The sequence below is a fragment of the Trichococcus sp. TS_SC_9 genome (assembly GCF_056156325.1).
In genome coordinates, this window is sequence record NZ_CM149591.1 from 2,690,467 (window position 1) to 2,708,722 (window position 18,256).

Consider the following 18,256-nt stretch of genomic DNA (forward strand, 5'->3'; position numbering starts at 1 on the left):
TGATGAGAAAAAAAGTAAGTTAAGTTGCTATAGACTATCCATGAATTCATTTGCGTTGACGACTGCCCTTGTGTGCTTCGCCGATGCGATTTCATGGCCTTGTGAATGGGCCGCGCATTCGAAGAAATATTTATTTCCTCTGTGTTCCGTCACTCTGACCGTCACCGTTATTTCTGAGTGGATGGGAGAAGCTTTTTTGTGATGCAGATCACAGTGTATCCCGACTGTCGTATCGCCTTCGGAAAGATGTTCCTTGACGATTCCCATACAGGCATTTTCGATCATGGCCAGCAATGCCGGCGTTGCCAGAACCGGCAATGTGCCTGAACCGATTTCGGAAGCCAAATCCTTTTGTCCGACGGTATAGGAGGCTACGAATGTCTCATCCAAATAAATCATCCTTCTTTTCATAATGAAATTCCTTAGTGCGAGATGACTATTCTCCAGTTTGTTTGCCAACACCAAGGTTTTTAGTTCTTCGAATATCTCGCCCACAAAAGGACCGCCACGTTTGATGCCCAGCAAGGACAGCAATTCTTTTCCGTCCAAGGCCAAATCTTTCAGCGTATGGATCGGCATGGATTCGTTTAATTCGATCAAGTTTTCGCTCTGGTTCGGCAAACCGAACCCTTCGATGATGGCTTCTATCTGCATGGCTATTTCGATCCCTGTTTCGAACAGGAGTGGATAGTCCCAGAATTGTTGCAGGCGTTTGTTGAGTGCCTGCACGCCTATGCGTATATCCATGATTTCCTTGCGGGAACACTTCCATTGGCGCAAAAATGGTTCGATCGCATCGTTCTTCAGATCAAGGAAATGGATCAATACAGTCCAAGCAATCGTTGTCCCTTTGAATTGCAGCGGAAAAAGGGCCAAGTCGATCAATGCCTTTTCCCGATTTTGGAAACCGGGACACATCTGGAATAAACGTGTTTCGACAAAAAATTTGATTCCGCCCTTGCGGTTTCTTCCGATCAGAAGCTTATTCCACTCTTCGCGCACGCGCTCTACCGCGATTTTTGAAAGGAGCGGATGGTACTCGACGATGGCTTCCTTCGTTGCTTTTTCGATTTCAAAATCCAACTGACTCACAAACCTGGCTGCGCGCATCATGCGCAAAGCATCTTCCCTGAAGCGTTCTTCCGGGTTGCCTACTGCCCGAATCAATTTGTTCGCCAAGTCCTCCTGCCCGTTGAAGTAGTCTTTGATATTCCCATGGCGGTCGATCGCAATCGCATTGATCGTAAAGTCGCGCCTTTTCAAATCATCCTGCAGACTGCGCACATACTGGACTTTCTCTGGCCTGCGGAACTTCTCATACTTTGATTCTGTCCGGAAAGTTGTTATTTCGTAAGTCTCACGCTCATGTAAAACCATCACCGTTCCATGTTGGATGCCTACATCGAAGGTGATCGGGAAGATCCGCTGAATTTCTTCAGGCATAGCGCTCGAGGCGATGTCTACATCCGAAATATCCAGATGAAGCAGCGTGTCGCGCACACTTCCCCCAACAAAGTAGGCCTCATATCCGGCCTGTTCGATGGCTTCGATGATGGGTATCGCTTTTTGAAATTCCGGTGCGTTTATGATCATAGGAAGTTTTCCAATCCATAGATCAGGCGATCGATTTCCATTACTTTTCTGCAGGAAAGGGCTACACCGTTCATGAAAGAGTCGCGGTCATATGAATCGTGGCGGATGATCAAGCCTTCTCCTGCGCTTCCGAATTGCACTTGCTGATGCGCAACTAGGCCTGGTAAGCGGACACTATGGATTTTCATACCATGGTAATCAGCCCCTCTTGCGCCTTCGATCAATTCTTTCTCTTCCGGATGCCCTTGTGGATGGTCGCCTCTCACTTCATAAATCAATTCGGCTGTTTTTATGGCAGTACCGCTTGGCGCATCCAACTTGTTGTCATGATGCAATTCCATGATTTCCACGTTCGGGAAATATTTTGCTGCTTTTGCGGCGAATTCCATCATCAACACGGCACCAATCGCAAAATTAGGCGCAATCAAGCCTCCCAGACCCAACTCTTTTGAGTAGTTGGTCAATTCTTCAAGTTGTTCGCTGGAAAATCCGGTAGTGCCGATTACAGGACGCATACCGTTTTCAAGGGCGAAACGTGTATTGTCATAGGCCGCATCCGGTCTTGAAAAATCAATCCAAACATCAGCGTCAACTTCCTTGACGAGGGCCGCTTTATCACTGTACACTCTCACAGGATTACCGGCATATTGCGGCAATTCATCGAGCTGCTTCTCTTTTGCGAAAGGATCGTATACAGCCGCCAAAGTAAAGTCTTCCTGACGCAAGACCATATTTGTGCAGGCGGTTCCCATTTTGCCTTTAAATCCAGAAACTACTATTTTCATTCCACACGTTCCCTTCCGTTTAACGCTGTTGGCACACATGTTCCGCACCATATCCGCGTTTTATCAGATCATATTTTTTTCTTCCAACTCTTTTAATTCTTTCGTGAACTTCCTGAAGCTTGTTTCATCGTATTGGATTAGCGCAATGTCAATCTGTTTTTTTAGATAATGGATGCGATCCTTCACCGCCAACTTTTCCAATGATTTTTCTACAATTTCTTCCAGATCTTTATCGAAAATTTCAGAGTCTTGGAGGTACGGATTGTCCTCCAGAACACCAAAAAATGAAAGGACTTGGTAGGATTGATCAAAGAACAACTCCAGATAAAAATCCTCTTTCCAATTCAAGCGCAGATCATGGAATGCCTGCTCGGGATCTTCGAATGTCTTCCCATCTTTGTAGTACATGAAGGCATCTTTCGGATTTCCGACTACGGCAAACCCCATTCCTCTGTTCGTTGTATGGACTTCCTCAATCAGATGGATATTCTTCAACAAAATCTCATGATTGAGCAGATAATTGAGTATCCAAAGGGACTCCCTGCGCTTCAATTGATAATTCTGAATAAACCAAGAAATAAAATTTTTTTTCTCCTCCAAAGTAGGATTCATCATTTTAAAACCTCCTATCCGATGGGATGATGACTTATTGATCTGAATCGTGCAGATCATCATGGAGTTGAAGCAATTCAGTGTTGGCCGGATAAAGAGCCAAGCCTTGGTGAATGACCTCACTCAACTTTTCGCGATTGCCTTCTTCTCTCAAGAATGCTGCATACTCCAGTAAAAATGCCTCGTTGTCGGCAAAATGCGGATAAGCCGCCGTGTATTCTTTGTTTGCCGAATCGTAGTCCTCCAAGGCATTATGGCTGGCTGCGAGCAACCAATTGTATTGCGGATCGTTGTCTTCCTGCTCTGCGCGGTCTGCGATATAAGTGACCAATTCCTCGAATCTTTCTTGCTTCAGCAACAAGTTGCCCAGGGCTAAATGGATACTGGAAAGGTCCGGTTCAAGCGCTGCCGCTTCACGCAAATTTTGTTCCGCATCCTGCTCCCTGTTCAACTTCAATTGCAGTTTGGCCGCTGTCGTGTAAAATTCATGCTGATAAGGATTCCGCAGGATGGCCTGTTCCATCACGGCAAGCGCTTCTTCCAACTCCAGTTCAGCCTCAAGCGCATTCGCCAAATACAAATATGCGCTCAGGTAAGCATTGTCCACTTCGAGCAATTTATTAAAAATGGTGATGGCGCGCGCATATTCCTTAAGTTGGAAATAGGTGAAGCCGAGTTGGAAATAACTGTCCGGGAAATGTTCGTCAGCCGGGATTTTTTCCAGATACTGCAGGGCTGTCTCGAACGCACCGATAGCATTGTGGCAGTCGCCCAGGAAAAAATTCAGTTGCGTTGCGGATGCGATTTCGCCGTTTCCGTATGAAAGTTCCTCGTAGATCGGGATGGCCTTCTTGTACTCCCCGATCGAATGGTAAAGCTGCGCCAACGCATAATCCAATATAGGTTCATCCGGCAACAGCGTCATTGCTTCAAAAATTTTCTTTTCGCTGACTTCGTACAAACCTTGAACTTGATAAGCATCAGCCATCGTCAACAAAGCCTGCGGGTAAACGTCACTTTCTTTATCGATTGTTAGGAGGATATCCAAAGCTTGATCGTAATCGTCTTCGTCGATGGCGATTTCTGCCAAAGCGATATTCCACTCCTGTATATGCGGGGACAGGTAGTTCAATGCTCCATATGCCTCTTTTGCTTCGCTCAAGAAGCCCAAGGCATGCATCGTTTCTGCCAATTCGGCCAAATCAGCGTTGTTGTTCTCCAGGACGGATTGCTCAACTGATTGTTTGAACAGTTGAACAGCCGCATCCAAATCATTCTTTTGAATGGCTTCTATCATTGCATGTGCTTCATTATTCATTCGTCTACTGCTCCTTCAAATACACTCTGCTTGCTGGTGCTCTTCCTTTATATTTTATCATAAAGTTCAGCATCTGTATCTATTTGTTCCTCAGGCTTTTCTCCGTCAAAAACACATTGAATCCCCTTTAGAGGCTTCCTCAGAATTTTGGCAAAAAAAATAAAGCCGAAGCCCCGTAAGGCCCCAACTTCATTTTCATTAATTATTTAACTGCATCTTTCAATGCTTTACCTGGTTTGAATGCAGGGATTTTGCTTGCTTCGATTTGGATTTCTTCCCCAGTTTGAGGATTGCGTCCTTTACGAGCTGCACGATCACGAACTTCAAAATTACCAAAACCGATGACTTGAACTTTTTCACCGTCTTTTAATGCTTCTTGAATCACTTCAAATAATGCATCAACGCTTGCTGTAACATCCTTTTTAGTCAAGTTTGTTTTTCCAGCAACTCTTTCGATTAATTCAGCTTTGTTTGCCATGTTGTCCTTTCACCTCCTTTAAAGAAGAAGAATACATGCTTTCTTTGATAACACAACAAAACATGGAAAAACTATTTTTGAGTGGTCCAAAAACAGTTCTGAAATACCGCAGTCAAGTTGAAAAGATATTTCTAATAAAGAATATCACACAAACCGTGCTACTGCAACGATTATAGTGGATTTAATGCCTTCGGGAAGGTAATTTATTTTTTTTGACGGGCAATCAAATGGAATGGTGTCCCTTCGAAATCAAACGAATCTCGAATTCTGTTTTCAAGGAAACGCTCATAAGAGAAATGCAGCAATTCTGGGTCGTTGACAAAAACAACAAATGTCGGCGGTTTTACGGCCACTTGCGTCATGTAGTAAATCTTCAGACGACGTCCTTTGTCGGACGGCGTCGGATTGTGCGCGACAGCATCCATCAGGACATCATTCAACAAGGATGAAGAGATACGGCGGTTTTGATTTTCGCTGATCTCCTTGATTTTAGCAGGAATATTGGACAATCGCTGTTTCGTTACCGCTGAAACATACATGATTGGCGCATAAGAAAGATACTGGAATTCTTTGCGGATTTTGTCCTCGAATTCCTTCATTGTATGATTGTCTTTTTCTAAGGTGTCCCATTTGTTCACGAGAATGATGATCCCTTTGCCTGCTTCATGCGCATATCCGGCAACCTTTTTATCCTGCTCCTGGATGCCCTCTTCCGCATTCAGCACGACCATAACGATATCCGAACGCTCGATGGCACGGATGGCACGCATGACGCTGTATTTTTCCGTTGATTCGTAGACTTTGCCTTTTTTCCGGATTCCGGCTGTATCGATCATCCGGAATTTGGCACCCTCATCATCAACGAACATCGTATCGATAGCGTCACGGGTTGTGCCTGCAATATCCGATACGATTACGCGTTCTTCTCCCAAAATGGCATTCACCAAGGAAGATTTGCCTACGTTCGGACGGCCGATAAAGCTGAAGTTGATGATGCCTTCTTCTTCCGCATTCTCTTCTTCTGTTGGGAAATTCGCTACAACCGCATCAAGCAGATCTCCAAGACCTAAGCCGTGGCTTCCTGAAACAGGATAGGGTTCGCCTAATCCCAGACTGTAAAAATCGAATATTTCGGCGCGCATTTCCGGGTTATCCACTTTGTTTACCGCCAATATGACAGGTTTATCGGATTGGTACAGGATTCTTGCGACGTTTTCATCTGCATCCGTCACACCTTCTCTGACGCATGTCAAAAAGATGATGACGTCGGCTTCCTCGATCGCCACTTGCGCCTGCAATTTGATTTGGCTCATAAAAGGCTCATCCGTGATATCGATCCCGCCTGTATCGATGATATTGAATGTTTTGCCCAACCATTCTCCTTTTGCATAAATTCTGTCGCGTGTGACACCTGAGACGTCATCGACTATGGAAATTCTCTCTCCTGCCAGTCTATTGAATATTGTTGATTTTCCTACGTTTGGTCTGCCTACTATGGCTACTACTGGATTTGGCATCTAACCTCCGCCTTTCTTTTCCTCTACAACACAAATCTTTTTGGGTATTTGCTCACTGTGTATGGTTTTCTCAATGTTTTCGTCCATGTCAGTTATAACACACATCCGTCAATAATAACAACAAAAAAAGGGCATGGATGGAATTCCATGCCCTCACATGTTCATTTTCCTTGCTGATTAGGCTTCAGAATCGTCTTTCAAACCTGAAAGTTTGTCGCCTAATAAATCTGCTAATGTGAAGTTTCCGTCTGAATCGTCAGCAACATATTCTTCGGTTTTTTTCTCTTTTTTCTCTCTTTTCTCATCAGCTGCGGGTGCTTCAGTCACAGCTTTTTCTTCCAAAGCCTTGATGCTTAGAGATAGGCGTTGCTCATCTTCTTTGGCATCCAACACTTTGACTTGAATTTCTTGGCCTTCTTGCAGCACTTCATGCGGAGTCGCGATGTGTTGATGGGAAATTTGGGAAATGTGAACCAAACCTTCAACCCCAGGGAAAACTTCCACAAATGCACCGAAGCTTGTCAAACGTTTGACAACACCAGTCAATACAGCTCCGATTGGTGCTTTTTCAGCGATCGCATTCCAAGGACCAGCCAATGTGTCTTTGATGCTTAAGGAAACACGGCCATTTTCTTTGTCGATGGATAAAATTTTGACTTTGACGGATTGCCCGATCGCCAAAACATCACCCGGATTTTTCACGTGCTCGTGGGCAATTTGTGAAATGTGGACCAAACCATCCACGCCGCCCAAATCAACGAATGCACCGAAGTTGGTCAGACGAGCGACCGTTCCTTCGACAACGTCTCCGGCTACCAATTCGTCCATCAATTTGCCTTTATTGGCTTCTTTTTCTGTTTCCACAACCGCTTTATGCGATAAAATCAGACGGTTTTCGCTAGGTTCAAGTTCAACAATCTTGAAGGTCATCACTTTGCCTTTATAAGAACTGAAATCTTCCACAAAATGGTCTTCTACCATTGAAGCCGGAACAAAACCTCTCACGCCGACATCAACGACCAATCCGCCTTTAACGACGTCTTTGACGGGTGCTTCGATGATTTCGTTGTTTTCGAATTTATCTTGGATATCTTTCCAAACGATTTTAGCATCAACGCGACGCTTCGAAAGTAAGAAGCTTCCATTTTCTTTATCTTTGATTTGTTTTATGACAACCAAATCCACAACGTCACCTACGTTTAGGATTTCTGTAACTTCATCGAATGGTTTTGCAGATAATTCGTTGTAAGGAATAACCCCTTCTACCCCGCCCCCAATGATTCCTACGATGGCTTGTCTATCTTGGATACTTAAAACTTCTCCCTTGACAGTATCGCCCACCTCAATGGATAATGCTTCATCCAACACATCTTGCATAGTTTGCTCAACTTTATTGGACTCTTCTTCATTTAACTCTGGGTTTTCAATGTAATCTGACATGTAACTATTCCTCCTAAAAGTCTGCGGCAACCGATTGGCTAGTTCCCTTAACTCCCCGCCTTTCGGCTAAGAAATTAATCCTTGACTCTATATTTTTGAAAGCGTAATACTGCATACAATCATTCTAACATCTTTGCTTAAAATCGTCTAGTATTGTTAATCCAATGTTTGTAAGGGTTTTAGGTTCGCTTCGATAATGCCGAGAATCCGCTTCACCACTTCGTCGATCTCCAGATGCGTTGAGTCCAAAACGATGGCATCATCGGCTTTTTTCAACGGGGATATCGTCCGGGTGCTGTCCAAATGGTCGCGGCGCTTCATGTCTTCCGTCAGCTCTTCCAAGGAAGTGGTCATACCCTTCGCCATGTTTTCTTTGTAGCGGCGCAGCGCTCTTTCTTCGGCTGTGGCTGTCATGAATATCTTGACCTCAGCATCAGGTAACACGACCGTACCGATGTCCCTGCCGTCCATTACGACGCCGCCGGACCGTGCGATGCTTTTCTGGCGGGCAACCATCTCTTCACGCACTTTCGCGAACGACGAAACCAGGGAGACGTTTTGGGTCACTTGCTCCGACCTGATCGATTCGGTCACGTCCTCCTCATTCAGAAAAACACGCTGCATTTCGTTTTCGGCAGTCGAAAAGGTTATCCTGATTCCTTGCAGCAATGTATGCAAGACGTCTTCATCATGCAGATCACTTCCGTTGGATAAAGCTGCATAAGTCAACGTTCGGTACATCGCGCCTGTGTCCAAATAGATGTATCCCAACTTTTCCGCAACTTTTTTCGCGATGGTGCTTTTCCCTGCTGATGCTGGACCATCGATGGCAATATTCATTTTTTTCACAATAAACCTCCGACTTCATTCTGTTCGATTTCATTGAAAAAGCCGCCTTGACAGACGGCTTTCACTATTTAACTTTCAATGCCATACCGATTTGTGCTTCTGTGCTGCTCAACCCGTTGGCCTGCATCAATTCATCCAATGTCATCCCGTGGTTAATAGCAATCCGGTAAAGATTGTCACCCGCTTGGATGGTGTATGAATTACTGTATACCCCAGTAGTCGTTTCCGGTTCTTTAACTGTTTCAACAGGTGTTTCGACCACTGCAGGCGCGGCGCTCGAACTTGGCGTTTCCGCAATCGAAGCTTTGGGCTCCTCTGCGCTCTCGACCACTTCGCTGGAAACCTCTTCTGAAGCCTCTTCGGAAGACGTTTTCTCACTGCTTTCGACACTGGAACTGGCCACTCGCTTGTTGATCATCACTTGTTCAGCACTCTTAGGTGCGGGAGTATTTTGATTCTGTTTGTTAAAATAGATGGTTGCAAATGGAATAATCAGAATAGCCAAAAAGAGAAACAGCAATACTTTTAATAGAGGTGCTACTTCTTTGTTTTTTGTATTTCTGGCCGAACGTGAATACTGCCGGCTCTTCAGATTTTCATCTTCGCCGAATTTACGTGACCAAGGCTCTCCATTATTGCGATTGCGATTCTTTTTATCCATTCGGGTTCCTCCTATAAGTGATTCATGCTAATTGTAGCACATTTTCGTAATTTTTGGGTTAAATTTTATAAAAGAAAAAGGTCTGACAGGATTTTTTCCCAATGCGGTGTTTCTGTCATTGGAACCGTATTCCTGGTCCTGAATTCCCCCACTAAAGGCGGGTCTTCGTTCCCGCAGCTATCACAGCAGTATTCAGGTTTGACGAGACTGCTTTTCCCGAAATAGGCGGAAATAAAGTCTCGTTTGCATGTGTCGGTTTCGGCAAATCCCTTCATGCCCTTCAGTAAGTTTTTCTTCAGATCGTGGCGGGCTGCGATAAAATGCTTCGCCTCCTCTTTTGTGAATCGCTGGCGCAAGATATGCGACAACAAGGTTTGCTCAGTCGAACTCCCATGCTCTGGATTGATCGTCTTATTTTTGATGACACTTTCAATTGCATGATCGTTCGGAAAATCACTTTGCAGCATCTTCACTTTAAAGTTGAAGTCCGGTTCTGAATACAATAGGACCGCCGTGCTCTGTTGCTCGTCACGCCCCGCTCTCCCTATCTCCTGCACATATTCCTCAAGGGAATTCGGCATGTGGTAATGGATCACATAGCGAATGTTCGGCTTATTGATCCCCATTCCGAAAGCACTGGTGGCACAAATGACGTCCAACTCATCCTGAAGAAATTGATGCTGGATAGTGATCCTATCTTCATTTGTCCGGTCGGCATGATAGGCTTCTGCGCGCAAATTTGTTTTTTTCCGGATCATGAATGCGACCGCATCAGCTTGTGCCTTGCTGGAGAAGTAAATGATGCCCGGAGATGGATATTTCTCCAGAAGCTCCAGGAGGTACTCCTGCTTTCCCACTGGAGGCACTGCAACGACTTTGTAATAAATATTGGCACGGTCAACCGGGCCCTCAAATACGTTCAATTCACTTCCATCAATATGCAGGGAACCGATGATATCCTCCATCACGGTAGGCGTCGCTGTCGCAGTGAGCGCCAACGTCAAAGGGTTGCCCAATTCTTGCCTTGCAGCGCCCAAAAATAGATAATCGGAACGGAAATCCAAGCCCCACTGGGAAATGCAATGCGCTTCATCGACCACAAACAAAGCGAGCGGGATCTGCTTGAGTTTGTTCAACACAACTTGGTTCTGCAGCATCTCGGGAGAAAGGAACAAAAACTTGATTTGATTCAGGTTGCTTAATAATCTTTGCCTTTCTTCGAACTGCAGCATGCTGTTCAATGAGGCCGTCTTTTTTTCACCCATGAATTTCAGTTGGGCCACTTGATCTTCCATCAAAGATAAAAGAGGCGAAACGATAACGACTATCCCTTCCAAAAGGTATCCGCTCAACTGATATATCAAGGATTTCCCGGTTCCCGTGGGTAAAGTTGCCAGCGTGTGCTTGCCCGCCAAAACGGATTGGATGGGCTCCAATTGCCCGTCCTTGAATGCCGTGTAGCCGAAGTATTTCTGAAGTTCTGATTTCAATTGTGCTTCATCCATATTTAGCCGCAACCTCACTTCTTATTTGTATCAACCGGGACTCGAAAAAGTTGATTTCGGAAAATACTTTTTGGATTTCCCGATAATCGACACGTTCTTTTCGTTCCACGAGTTGTTGCAGATAGTGCAATTTTTCCTTATCCAAAAATTCTTGCGTTGGGAATTCTCGATAGATCAAGGCAATTTCAGCAAAATGATCTTGGATTGTGCTCTGTTTCAATCCACGCATCGAGATGATTTCATTTATGCTATGCCCGTTCATGAAATAACGCATAGTCGTTTCAGCACTGGCGGAAGCCAAGCCGTTTTCCTTTATCGTCATAAGCATGACCGAAGCAAGGACAGGGAACTTTTCTGGTTCTTTTTCCAATGCAGCATACAAACTCAGCCAATTTTGGTGAAGCAGTATTTTCACTTCGGCTTCATCCAACGAGAACAGGCCGGCCATCTGACCGGTTGTTTTCCTCAGGTGGTCCGTGCCTTCAAATTGCAGTGCAAAGAGCCCTGCATCCCTTTCAGGCAGCCGTGACAGGTAAGTATGCCATTCTTCTCCACAGGCGCGCGCAAAAGTGGCTTTATCTCCGGCATGCTGAGTCAACAAGCGCTTCATCCAAAGCTGCTCTTTCGCTTCCCTCTCAATGGGATAGTAATGCTTATTTTTATGCAGCATTTCGGAAAGGATTTGGATCAGAAAAAGCATCCGGCGGTGCAAAACACTCTGAACGAGGGCAAATCCCATTTGGTTTGGCAAAGAAAAATGCGCGTGACTGCTGAAAAAATCAGCTTGTATCTCGCTTCCCGCTTTGGTCAGAAGATAGCCCTCGCCATCGTTACCGATGATCAAACCATCCGAAAGCAATCGCTCGAGGCCTTTTTTCAACACGATCGGTTTCATGCCCGGCATGACAGTGAAATAGGCTTCCAGATCATATTGACGGCACTGGAGCATGGTGGACACAGTCCGTTTGCCAATCAGGTTATAAAAAAGAGTCGCTTCCTTGATGGGGCGTTCGGTTGAAATGCAATCCAAAAAAAGATACTCTATGTATGTCAAACTTTTCATGTTATCACCACCAAATTTTTGTAAAGAAGGTTACTCTATGTATTATACCAAAGTAAATCAAGATAACTGCATCGCTTGTGGACTTTGCCAAATAATTTCACCGGCTCTCTTCGACTATACTTCCGAAGGGATTGCTTTCTCCATAATGGATTCGAATACGGGCAAAGCACCGATACCCCCCGAACATTTTGGTGCGTTTCTGGATGCCTACCGAAAATGCCCCACTGGCGCCATCTTGCGCTCAGAATCTCCGTTTCCTCCTGTGGAACAGTGATTCCGAGACTTCCATACGGAGGGGACAACGCAAAAGAGGCTGCACTCTGAATCATCACTGATTCGGGTGCAGCCTCTTGTTCTTGAAACAATTAAAATATCAGTCCCTAATGATTACTGGGCAAAAGGAACTTTGTTATGCGCCAGCCAAGGTTTCAGCTTCGGCATCACCAAGAGGATGACCGCACTGACGACAAGTCCTTTGATGATATTGAAAGGCACTATGCCAGCCAATACCAATTCTTTGACAGAACCCATTTCAAAATTCAAAAGATACATGTACAACGGGGTGATGATGAACCAATTGGCCACTGATAAGACAACCGTCAAAACCAAAGTACCCGTCAACAGCGCCAAGATAACGGCTGTTTTTGTTTTTGCTTTTTTCAATAGGTAGTAGATAGGCAACGTGTAAGAGAGCGTCGCCAAGAGACTTGCGAAGTCCCCGATCGGATAGCCCATATCCCCGCCCGTCTGAAGGTAGTGCAAAATGGAGCGGATGACAGCAGAGATGATTCCGCCGGCTGGACCGTAAAGGAAAAATGAAAGCAGAATCGGTAAATCACTGAAGTCGATCTTCAGATAAGAAAATGCTGGAATTACCGGGAAAGCGATGAACATCAGCACAAATGCCAATGCCCCAAATAATGAAATACCGACCAATCTTTTTGTTTTGTTTTGTTGCATGTTAATGAATCCTCCCTGTTGACTGTCTCAGAGATGGGTTTCTCCAAATCCAAAAAGACCCTATTCTTATCATCCTCAAATGGACACATAAAAATAGAGCCTTTGAAATTGCAATTCAAAGAAACCCCATCTTCTCCCATCCAGACTGTACTGTCGGTACTGGAATTACACCAGTTCAGCCCGCAATGAACTATTGCGAGGTCGTGGACTTTTACCACCGGTCGGGAATTTCACCCTGCCCTGAAGACGAATCTTATTTATATTTTGTTATACACAAACTATAAGCGATGCACACACGATTGTCAAGGATAATATCACAGTTTCGAGATAATTATTTTCAGACTATCTTCCGATCGCTTTTCTCAACTTGCGTGAAATGGAAAACGGACCAAGAAAGTCGTCCCTACCCCCGGTTCGCTATGGACTTCTATTTCCCCGTCATGCGCTTCCACGATTGTCTTCACAATCGAAAGCCCGATGCCGGTTCCCTTTTGTTTCGAGTATGTCCGCGATTTATCATTTTTATAAAAACGCTCGAAAATGAACGGTAAACTTTCAGCCTGGATACCGATGCCGTTATCGCTGATTTCAAAGACAACTTTATCCAACATATCATCCAAACGGACCGTGATATGGATGAATTTTTGTCTTCGCGTACCGATTTCGGCTGAATAGCGTACCGCATTGTCGATCAGATTGTAAAACACCTGATTCATTTTCTCTTCGTCAAAAGAATAGACTTTGATGCCATCCGCCAGTTCATAAGAAAATTGGATGGCCGCTTCTTTAAAACTGTTTTCGAACCTGCCCGCCAAATGTTTGAAGAAGGCATCGAGATCGACATTTTGCTGGTTCAATTCTATGTAACCCGCTTGCATTCGCGACAAATCCAGAAGGTTGTTCACCATTTTGTTCATCTCGGTCGTTTCATCCAAAATGATTTGGGCCATTTCGATTTTCTCCTCATTGCTTTCAGCGATGTTATCGATAATGGCTTCGCTGTACCCTTTTATCATCTGCAACGGCGTCCGCAAGTCATGGGATACATTCGTGATGAAATCACCGCGGATAATATCCAATTGCCTTTCGTTCGTCACATCCTGCAACACAATCAGAACCCCGGCAGTTTTTTGCAGATCTGTTTGGATGACCGGCGTCACTTTAACGTTATAATGCCGCTGGGACCAACTGAGCTCCACTTCCGATCCGGATGTTGTGTTGAAGGCATGTTGGACCATTTCCTTGAACTGGTGCGGTATTGCTTTAGCTTCTGCATTCGGATCCACCCTTCGCCAAAAATCCAAAAATTCTTGGCCAGGTCCATTCACTAATTTCAAATGAAAATTTTGGTCAAAGTAAAGGATTCCTGCCGGCAAAGAATCAAACAGATGATTCAACAGTTCCCGCTCTTCCCTGTTCATCAGCGTCGTGGCTTGGAGAGTCTTTCCCAGCTTATTCATGGCGGTGCCCAATCCGGATATTTCATCATAGGATTCGAACGTAATCCGCTTGGAAAAATCATTCCGGGAGTATTTGAAGGCGATATCCTTCATAACCTCCAACGGTTCGGCAACATTCCTTATCAGGTACTGATAATAGATGATCGTCCCCATTAGATAGACTGTCAACAACAACAAAGTAATGCTTTTTGCGTTCAGTTCATAAGCCTGAAATTCGTCCAGCTCATAACTGATGACGAGCATTCCGGCTTGTCCCTGCAATTCAAAAGTATGAACAAAAACCATCAAAAGCAAGGGATTATTTTCCTCGTCCTCTATGGTGATCCGGCTGAAATCATCTACTTTACCATCGATTGCATCCAGAATTTCATCATTCGCCAGAATGTTCTCAAGAAGCAGTTCAGACTGCTCTTGAAGATCCGGTTTTTGTACGACGAAACGGCTCTGATCCGCTATTTTGATGTAATAGGATAATTCAGGATCCAGCGATTGCACAACCCCTGTTTGGGCGAGATAATCTTCGGGATCGGTCATAATCGTATCCTTATACGCAGTGATTTTCTCCTGCAGCAGTTTATTATAAGTATCTTCGATCGAGTTCACACTGATGATTGCGTGGCCGATATACATCAAAGTCATGATGGCTACAGTCAAAAAAGTCAATAGAACCCATGATTTGAGGAATATGCTCGTCCTTTTCATTGTTTGTCGTCTGCTGCTTGGTCATCATTCGGGGAAAATTTATAACCCATCCCCCAAACGGTCACTATCATTTTTGAAACTGGTTTCGATTGCTTCAACAATTTTTCTCGCAACCGCTTGACGTGCGTGTCGACTGTGCGCAAGTCTCCGAAAAATTCGTATTTCCAGACTTCTTTCAAAAGAACTTCCCTCGTAAAGATTTTCTCCGGGGACTTCGAAAGATAAAGAAGCAATTCAAATTCTTTAGGAGTCAAATTGATCGCCACCTCGTCAACCAGCACTTTCCTTGCATCCGGAAAAATCTTCAGCAGCGGATATTCGATTGTGCTCGATTCCGTTTCTGATGGCTTTGTCCGCTTCAGGATGGCTGCGACCCGCAACATGACTTCTCTTGGACTGAAAGGCTTCACGATGTAGTCGTCCGCTCCTGACAAGAATCCCTCTACGCGATTGTTCTCTTCGCCGCGGGCAGTAATCATCATGATCGGTATTTCTTTTTCCTTGCGGACAATTTTGGCTACTTCAATGCCAGTCATTCCAGGAAGCATGATATCCAACAACACCAAATCGTAATGGTTGTTCAAAATCATTTCCACCGCTGTTGTTCCATCCTCTGCTTCGGCTGTTTCATAACCATCCTTTTCCAGATAGAGTTTCAATAATCTTCGGATACGCTCCTCGTCATCCACAATCAATATTTTCCCGCTGGAATTTGTCATCGTGATCATCCTCTCCGATTAGATAAGAAAACTACCTTTTTGATGTTTTTTCGTTCGCAAGAGCCATGTTTTTCAGCTTATCGATTTCAAACGCCTTCAGCTCTCGGTGTTGCCCTGGCTTCAGATCACCGAGCGTAAGGAACCCAAACGATTCTCTTTTCAGTTTTTCGACGGGACAATCAATTTTTTCGAACATTTTTTTGACTTGATGGTTCCAACCTTCATGGATGGTCAACTCAATGATCGCTGTATTTTTTTGGGAATTGGCAGAAATCAACTTAGCTCGCGCTTTTGCAGTTTTTTTGCCGTCAATCACGATTCCGTTTTCCAATTTGTTCAGATCGGAGCGCGTAGGGATACAACCAACCTTAGCAACATAGGTTTTATCGATGTGGTATTTCGGGTGGGTCAACAGATTCGCAAATTCACCATCATTGGTCAAAAGCAGCAACCCGGTCGTATCATAGTCCAATCTGCCGATCGGATAAATCCGCTCTTTTACATTGAAGAAATCAGTGACGACAGTCCGATCTTTATCATCTTTCACAGATGATAGGGTATTCTTTGGTTTGTAGAACAAATAGTAAACCGGCTGTTCGCGATAAATCGGTAAGCCGTTCACTTCCACTCTATCATTTTTTGAAACTTTGACTCCTAATTCCGTTACCTTGTTTCCGTTAACGCTGACTGCACCAGAAGTGATCAGTTCTTCGGCTTTCCTCCGTGAAGCTATTCCTGCATGTGCAATGACTTTCTGTAATCTTTCCATTTATTCACCTATTATTCTTATTTGTTTTTGTCTGTCATTCTTGTTCCGATATGATGGAATCATTCTTAAAAAAAGCAAGTTGGTTATCTGTATCTTCGTCCGCGGGAAAATCAAAAAGATCGAAGGATTCGTTATCCTGCATCTGGAATAATTCGTCCACATTCGGCAGATCCTCTATTGTGGTCAATCCGAAATAATTCATGAAATAATCGGTTGTGCCGTAAATGATCGGTCTTCCTGGTGTTTCCGAACGGCCGATTTCCTTTACCAACCCTCTCAGCAACAACCTTTGGACCAAGCCTGCTGACTGGACGCCGCGGATCTGATCGATTTCCATCCGCGTCAAAGGCTGCTTGTATGCGATGATCGCCAGTGTCTCCAGGGCAGCTTGTGATAAATGGGTCGCGAATGGCGACACAGCGTACATTTTGATTAGTTCTGCATACTCTCTCTTTGTGGCTAGTTGGTATCTTTTGCGGGTTTCGAGAAGCGTCAAACCGGAGTGGATATTGTCGTTATGACTCGCACGCATTTCGGTCAACAAATTTTGTGCTTCCAGTGGTGTGGTCTCCAATAAAGAGGTGATTTCATCCATACTCAAGCCATCATCGCCTGCCACAAACAACAGACTCTCCAGTGCCCCTTTTTTATTCATTTATTAAAACTCCCATATTGCGTAGTATATAAATATCTCCGAATGTGTTCTCTTGCGAAAAATTGATTTTTCTTTCTTTAACCAATTCCAGCATTGCCAAAAATGTATTCACAATCTGCGATTTGGTTTGCACTTCAAAGAAGGCCGTAAAGGGAAGCCTTGGGTCAGAATCATAAGGCAGGTTTTCCAACTTCTCCATGATCCAAGTCATCGTCTGATCCACCGTATATTGATCCTGTTCCATTCTGGCCTGAAGTGGCTTCTTTTTCTGCAATTTTTGATACATTTTCTGAAGCGCGGCAATCAGATCCGCCGCAGAAACTTCGCCTGGAGCAAGAGGGACCGCTTGTTGGAGGTCCTCAAGATCCGTTGCCGGCTTCGTGAAATACAAGCCGCGTTCTTGTTCCATGGTTTTCAATGCCTTGGCGGCTTCCTGGAATTGCTTGTATTCCACCAATTGTTGAATCAAGCTCTCCCTCGGATCCTCGCCGTCTTCATAAAAATCCTCTTCGAAGGTCACTTCTTTTTTCGGAAGCAACATGCGGCTTTTTATCTCCAACAACGTCGCAGCCATCAGCAGATAATCGCCGGCGATATCCAATTTCATCTCCTGCATCGTGTCCAAGTAACGCAGATATTGAAAAGTCACTTCTGCAATCGGAATATCGAAAATATCGACTTTCAACTCTTTGATCAAGTGCAGGAGAAGATCCAATGGTCCCTCAAAATCCGGCAATATGAGGGTGAGTTCATTTTGTTCGCTCACAATGATCCACTCGTTTCCTCATCGCTTCGGTTCGGCTGTTTCTGGTTCCATTTGGCGATGAACGGCGCGGTTTCCAGAGTCCCGTTGATCGCGCTTGTTGGATAGTGTTGCTGCAAGCCATCCAACAACCGATGCACGATGCCTTCCTTCCGAAACGAAGGCGAGACAGCGATATGACGAACCAACACCATTGCTTCATGTATTTGCACACCTATCAAAGCAACGATATTCTCTGTCTCTTCATCTTTCCACAAGAATAGTTTCCTATCGACATTATCAATGTAGCTTTCCATTTCCGGCTTCAGCCTCGCTACATTTTTTAGATCTGTCACATAAGAAAGCAGACCCATAGCTATTTTTTCATATGATTGATTATAAGAAATGAACACTTCGATCTCCTTCTC

Annotated in this window: 19 protein-coding genes and 1 riboswitch; of the genes, 1 reads left to right on the forward strand and 18 read right to left on the reverse strand. The window is 44.6% G+C overall.

The annotated features are described in order from the left end of the window. Window positions 1-27: 27 nt before the first annotated feature. The 11 genes from AC0J5I_RS13065 to AC0J5I_RS13115 all read right to left on the reverse strand — a co-directional run bounded on the left by AC0J5I_RS13065 (window position 28) and on the right by AC0J5I_RS13115 (window position 11,821). The gene (locus AC0J5I_RS13065; RefSeq protein ID WP_475300705.1) at window positions 28-1,593 is read right to left on the reverse strand and encodes a CCA tRNA nucleotidyltransferase; all 1,566 of its coding nucleotides are present in this window, start codon (window positions 1,591-1,593) and stop codon (window positions 28-30) included. Beyond that, the gene (dapB, locus tag AC0J5I_RS13070; RefSeq protein ID WP_107995370.1) at window positions 1,590-2,378 is read right to left on the reverse strand and encodes a 4-hydroxy-tetrahydrodipicolinate reductase; all 789 of its coding nucleotides are present in this window, start codon (window positions 2,376-2,378) and stop codon (window positions 1,590-1,592) included. Before dapB ends, AC0J5I_RS13065 begins: the two co-directional genes overlap by 4 nt. Before the next feature lie 63 nt (window positions 2,379-2,441). Continuing rightward, window positions 2,442-2,993 carry a YpiB family protein gene (locus AC0J5I_RS13075; protein ID WP_107995371.1) on the reverse strand — a complete coding sequence of 184 codons (552 nt, stop codon included), beginning with the start codon at window positions 2,991-2,993 and terminating at the stop codon, window positions 2,442-2,444. 31 nt (window positions 2,994-3,024) lie between these two features. Continuing rightward, window positions 3,025-4,308 carry a tetratricopeptide repeat protein gene (locus AC0J5I_RS13080; RefSeq protein ID WP_475300712.1) on the reverse strand — a complete coding sequence of 428 codons (1,284 nt, stop codon included), beginning with the start codon at window positions 4,306-4,308 and terminating at the stop codon, window positions 3,025-3,027. Between the two features lie 202 nt (window positions 4,309-4,510). After that, window positions 4,511-4,786 carry an HU family DNA-binding protein gene (locus AC0J5I_RS13085; RefSeq protein ID WP_068560639.1) on the reverse strand — a complete coding sequence of 92 codons (276 nt, stop codon included), beginning with the start codon at window positions 4,784-4,786 and terminating at the stop codon, window positions 4,511-4,513. A gap of 203 nt (window positions 4,787-4,989) precedes the next feature. Continuing rightward, window positions 4,990-6,303, reverse strand: coding sequence for a ribosome biogenesis GTPase Der (der, locus tag AC0J5I_RS13090; RefSeq protein WP_107995373.1), 1,314 nt, complete (start codon window positions 6,301-6,303; stop codon window positions 4,990-4,992). A 177-nt stretch (window positions 6,304-6,480) separates the two neighbouring features. Beyond that, window positions 6,481-7,743, reverse strand: coding sequence for a 30S ribosomal protein S1 (rpsA, locus tag AC0J5I_RS13095; protein ID WP_107995374.1), 1,263 nt, complete (start codon window positions 7,741-7,743; stop codon window positions 6,481-6,483). 156 nt (window positions 7,744-7,899) lie between these two features. Then, window positions 7,900-8,595, reverse strand: coding sequence for a (d)CMP kinase (gene cmk, locus AC0J5I_RS13100; protein ID WP_107995375.1), 696 nt, complete (start codon window positions 8,593-8,595; stop codon window positions 7,900-7,902). 61 nt (window positions 8,596-8,656) lie between these two features. Continuing rightward, window positions 8,657-9,253 carry a LysM peptidoglycan-binding domain-containing protein gene (locus tag AC0J5I_RS13105; RefSeq protein ID WP_107995376.1) on the reverse strand — a complete coding sequence of 199 codons (597 nt, stop codon included), beginning with the start codon at window positions 9,251-9,253 and terminating at the stop codon, window positions 8,657-8,659. 65 nt (window positions 9,254-9,318) lie between these two features. After that, window positions 9,319-10,758: a RecQ family ATP-dependent DNA helicase gene (locus AC0J5I_RS13110; RefSeq protein ID WP_475300721.1), complete on the reverse strand. Its 1,440-nt coding sequence runs from the start codon at window positions 10,756-10,758 to the stop codon at window positions 9,319-9,321. Next, window positions 10,751-11,821 (reverse strand): helix-turn-helix domain-containing protein, encoded by a 1,071-nt coding sequence (locus tag AC0J5I_RS13115; RefSeq protein WP_475300725.1) that lies wholly within the window; start codon window positions 11,819-11,821, stop codon window positions 10,751-10,753. Before AC0J5I_RS13115 ends, AC0J5I_RS13110 begins: the two co-directional genes overlap by 8 nt. 37 nt (window positions 11,822-11,858) lie before the next feature. On the opposite strand from AC0J5I_RS13115, the gene AC0J5I_RS13120 reads away from it, so the two are divergent. Further along, window positions 11,859-12,095 carry a ferredoxin gene (locus AC0J5I_RS13120; RefSeq protein ID WP_475300729.1) on the forward strand — a complete coding sequence of 79 codons (237 nt, stop codon included), beginning with the start codon at window positions 11,859-11,861 and terminating at the stop codon, window positions 12,093-12,095. 113 nt (window positions 12,096-12,208) lie between these two features. Here AC0J5I_RS13120 and AC0J5I_RS13125 read toward each other — a convergent pair whose 3' ends face one another. The 7 genes from AC0J5I_RS13125 to AC0J5I_RS13155 all read right to left on the reverse strand — a co-directional run bounded on the left by AC0J5I_RS13125 (window position 12,209) and on the right by AC0J5I_RS13155 (window position 18,241). Next, window positions 12,209-12,781, reverse strand: a complete 573-nt coding sequence (locus AC0J5I_RS13125) for an ECF transporter S component (RefSeq protein ID WP_475300734.1) — start codon at window positions 12,779-12,781, stop codon at window positions 12,209-12,211. 124 nt (window positions 12,782-12,905) lie between these two features. Then, a riboswitch (FMN riboswitch) is annotated at window positions 12,906-13,033 on the reverse strand. Window positions 13,034-13,143: 110 nt separating this feature from the next. After that, window positions 13,144-14,943 (reverse strand): sensor histidine kinase, encoded by a 1,800-nt coding sequence (locus AC0J5I_RS13130; RefSeq protein ID WP_475300738.1) that lies wholly within the window; start codon window positions 14,941-14,943, stop codon window positions 13,144-13,146. Then, window positions 14,940-15,662 (reverse strand): response regulator transcription factor, encoded by a 723-nt coding sequence (locus AC0J5I_RS13135; RefSeq protein WP_107995382.1) that lies wholly within the window; start codon window positions 15,660-15,662, stop codon window positions 14,940-14,942. The genes AC0J5I_RS13130 and AC0J5I_RS13135 overlap by 4 nt, the downstream gene beginning before the upstream one ends. Window positions 15,663-15,693: 31 nt before the next feature. Next, complete coding sequence (locus AC0J5I_RS13140; RefSeq protein ID WP_107995383.1) at window positions 15,694-16,431, reverse strand: pseudouridine synthase; 738 nt, start codon at window positions 16,429-16,431, stop codon at window positions 15,694-15,696. A 34-nt stretch (window positions 16,432-16,465) separates the two neighbouring features. Next, complete coding sequence (gene scpB, locus AC0J5I_RS13145) at window positions 16,466-17,086, reverse strand: SMC-Scp complex subunit ScpB (protein ID WP_107995384.1); 621 nt, start codon at window positions 17,084-17,086, stop codon at window positions 16,466-16,468. Further along, window positions 17,079-17,852 (reverse strand): segregation/condensation protein A, encoded by a 774-nt coding sequence (locus AC0J5I_RS13150; RefSeq protein WP_475300749.1) that lies wholly within the window; start codon window positions 17,850-17,852, stop codon window positions 17,079-17,081. Before AC0J5I_RS13150 ends, scpB begins: the two co-directional genes overlap by 8 nt. Continuing rightward, complete coding sequence (locus AC0J5I_RS13155; protein WP_107995386.1) at window positions 17,849-18,241, reverse strand: GNAT family N-acetyltransferase; 393 nt, start codon at window positions 18,239-18,241, stop codon at window positions 17,849-17,851. Before AC0J5I_RS13155 ends, AC0J5I_RS13150 begins: the two co-directional genes overlap by 4 nt. Window positions 18,242-18,256: the final 15 nt, after the last annotated feature.

Bases quoted from the DNA above. Each gene is read 5' to 3' on its own strand.
- AC0J5I_RS13065 (WP_475300705.1), bottom strand. From the start codon at position 1,593: ATGATCATAAACGCACCGGAATTTCAAAAAGCGATACCCATCATCGAA.
- dapB (WP_107995370.1), bottom strand. From the start codon at position 2,378: ATGAAAATAGTAGTTTCTGGATTTAAAGGCAAAATGGGAACCGCCTGC.
- AC0J5I_RS13075 (WP_107995371.1), bottom strand. From the start codon at position 2,993: ATGATGAATCCTACTTTGGAGGAGAAAAAAAATTTTATTTCTTGGTTT.
- AC0J5I_RS13080 (WP_475300712.1), bottom strand. From the start codon at position 4,308: ATGAATAATGAAGCACATGCAATGATAGAAGCCATTCAAAAGAATGAT.
- AC0J5I_RS13085 (WP_068560639.1), bottom strand. From the start codon at position 4,786: ATGGCAAACAAAGCTGAATTAATCGAAAGAGTTGCTGGAAAAACAAAC.
- der (WP_107995373.1), bottom strand. From the start codon at position 6,303: ATGCCAAATCCAGTAGTAGCCATAGTAGGCAGACCAAACGTAGGAAAA.
- rpsA (WP_107995374.1), bottom strand. From the start codon at position 7,743: ATGTCAGATTACATTGAAAACCCAGAGTTAAATGAAGAAGAGTCCAAT.
- AC0J5I_RS13105 (WP_107995376.1), bottom strand. From the start codon at position 9,253: ATGGATAAAAAGAATCGCAATCGCAATAATGGAGAGCCTTGGTCACGT.
- AC0J5I_RS13110 (WP_475300721.1), bottom strand. From the start codon at position 10,758: ATGGATGAAGCACAATTGAAATCAGAACTTCAGAAATACTTCGGCTAC.
- AC0J5I_RS13115 (WP_475300725.1), bottom strand. From the start codon at position 11,821: ATGAAAAGTTTGACATACATAGAGTATCTTTTTTTGGATTGCATTTCA.
- AC0J5I_RS13120 (WP_475300729.1), top strand. From the start codon at position 11,859: ATGTATTATACCAAAGTAAATCAAGATAACTGCATCGCTTGTGGACTT.
- AC0J5I_RS13125 (WP_475300734.1), bottom strand. From the start codon at position 12,781: ATGCAACAAAACAAAACAAAAAGATTGGTCGGTATTTCATTATTTGGG.
- AC0J5I_RS13130 (WP_475300738.1), bottom strand. From the start codon at position 14,943: ATGAAAAGGACGAGCATATTCCTCAAATCATGGGTTCTATTGACTTTT.
- AC0J5I_RS13135 (WP_107995382.1), bottom strand. From the start codon at position 15,662: ATGACAAATTCCAGCGGGAAAATATTGATTGTGGATGACGAGGAGCGT.
- AC0J5I_RS13140 (WP_107995383.1), bottom strand. From the start codon at position 16,431: ATGGAAAGATTACAGAAAGTCATTGCACATGCAGGAATAGCTTCACGG.
- scpB (WP_107995384.1), bottom strand. From the start codon at position 17,086: ATGAATAAAAAAGGGGCACTGGAGAGTCTGTTGTTTGTGGCAGGCGAT.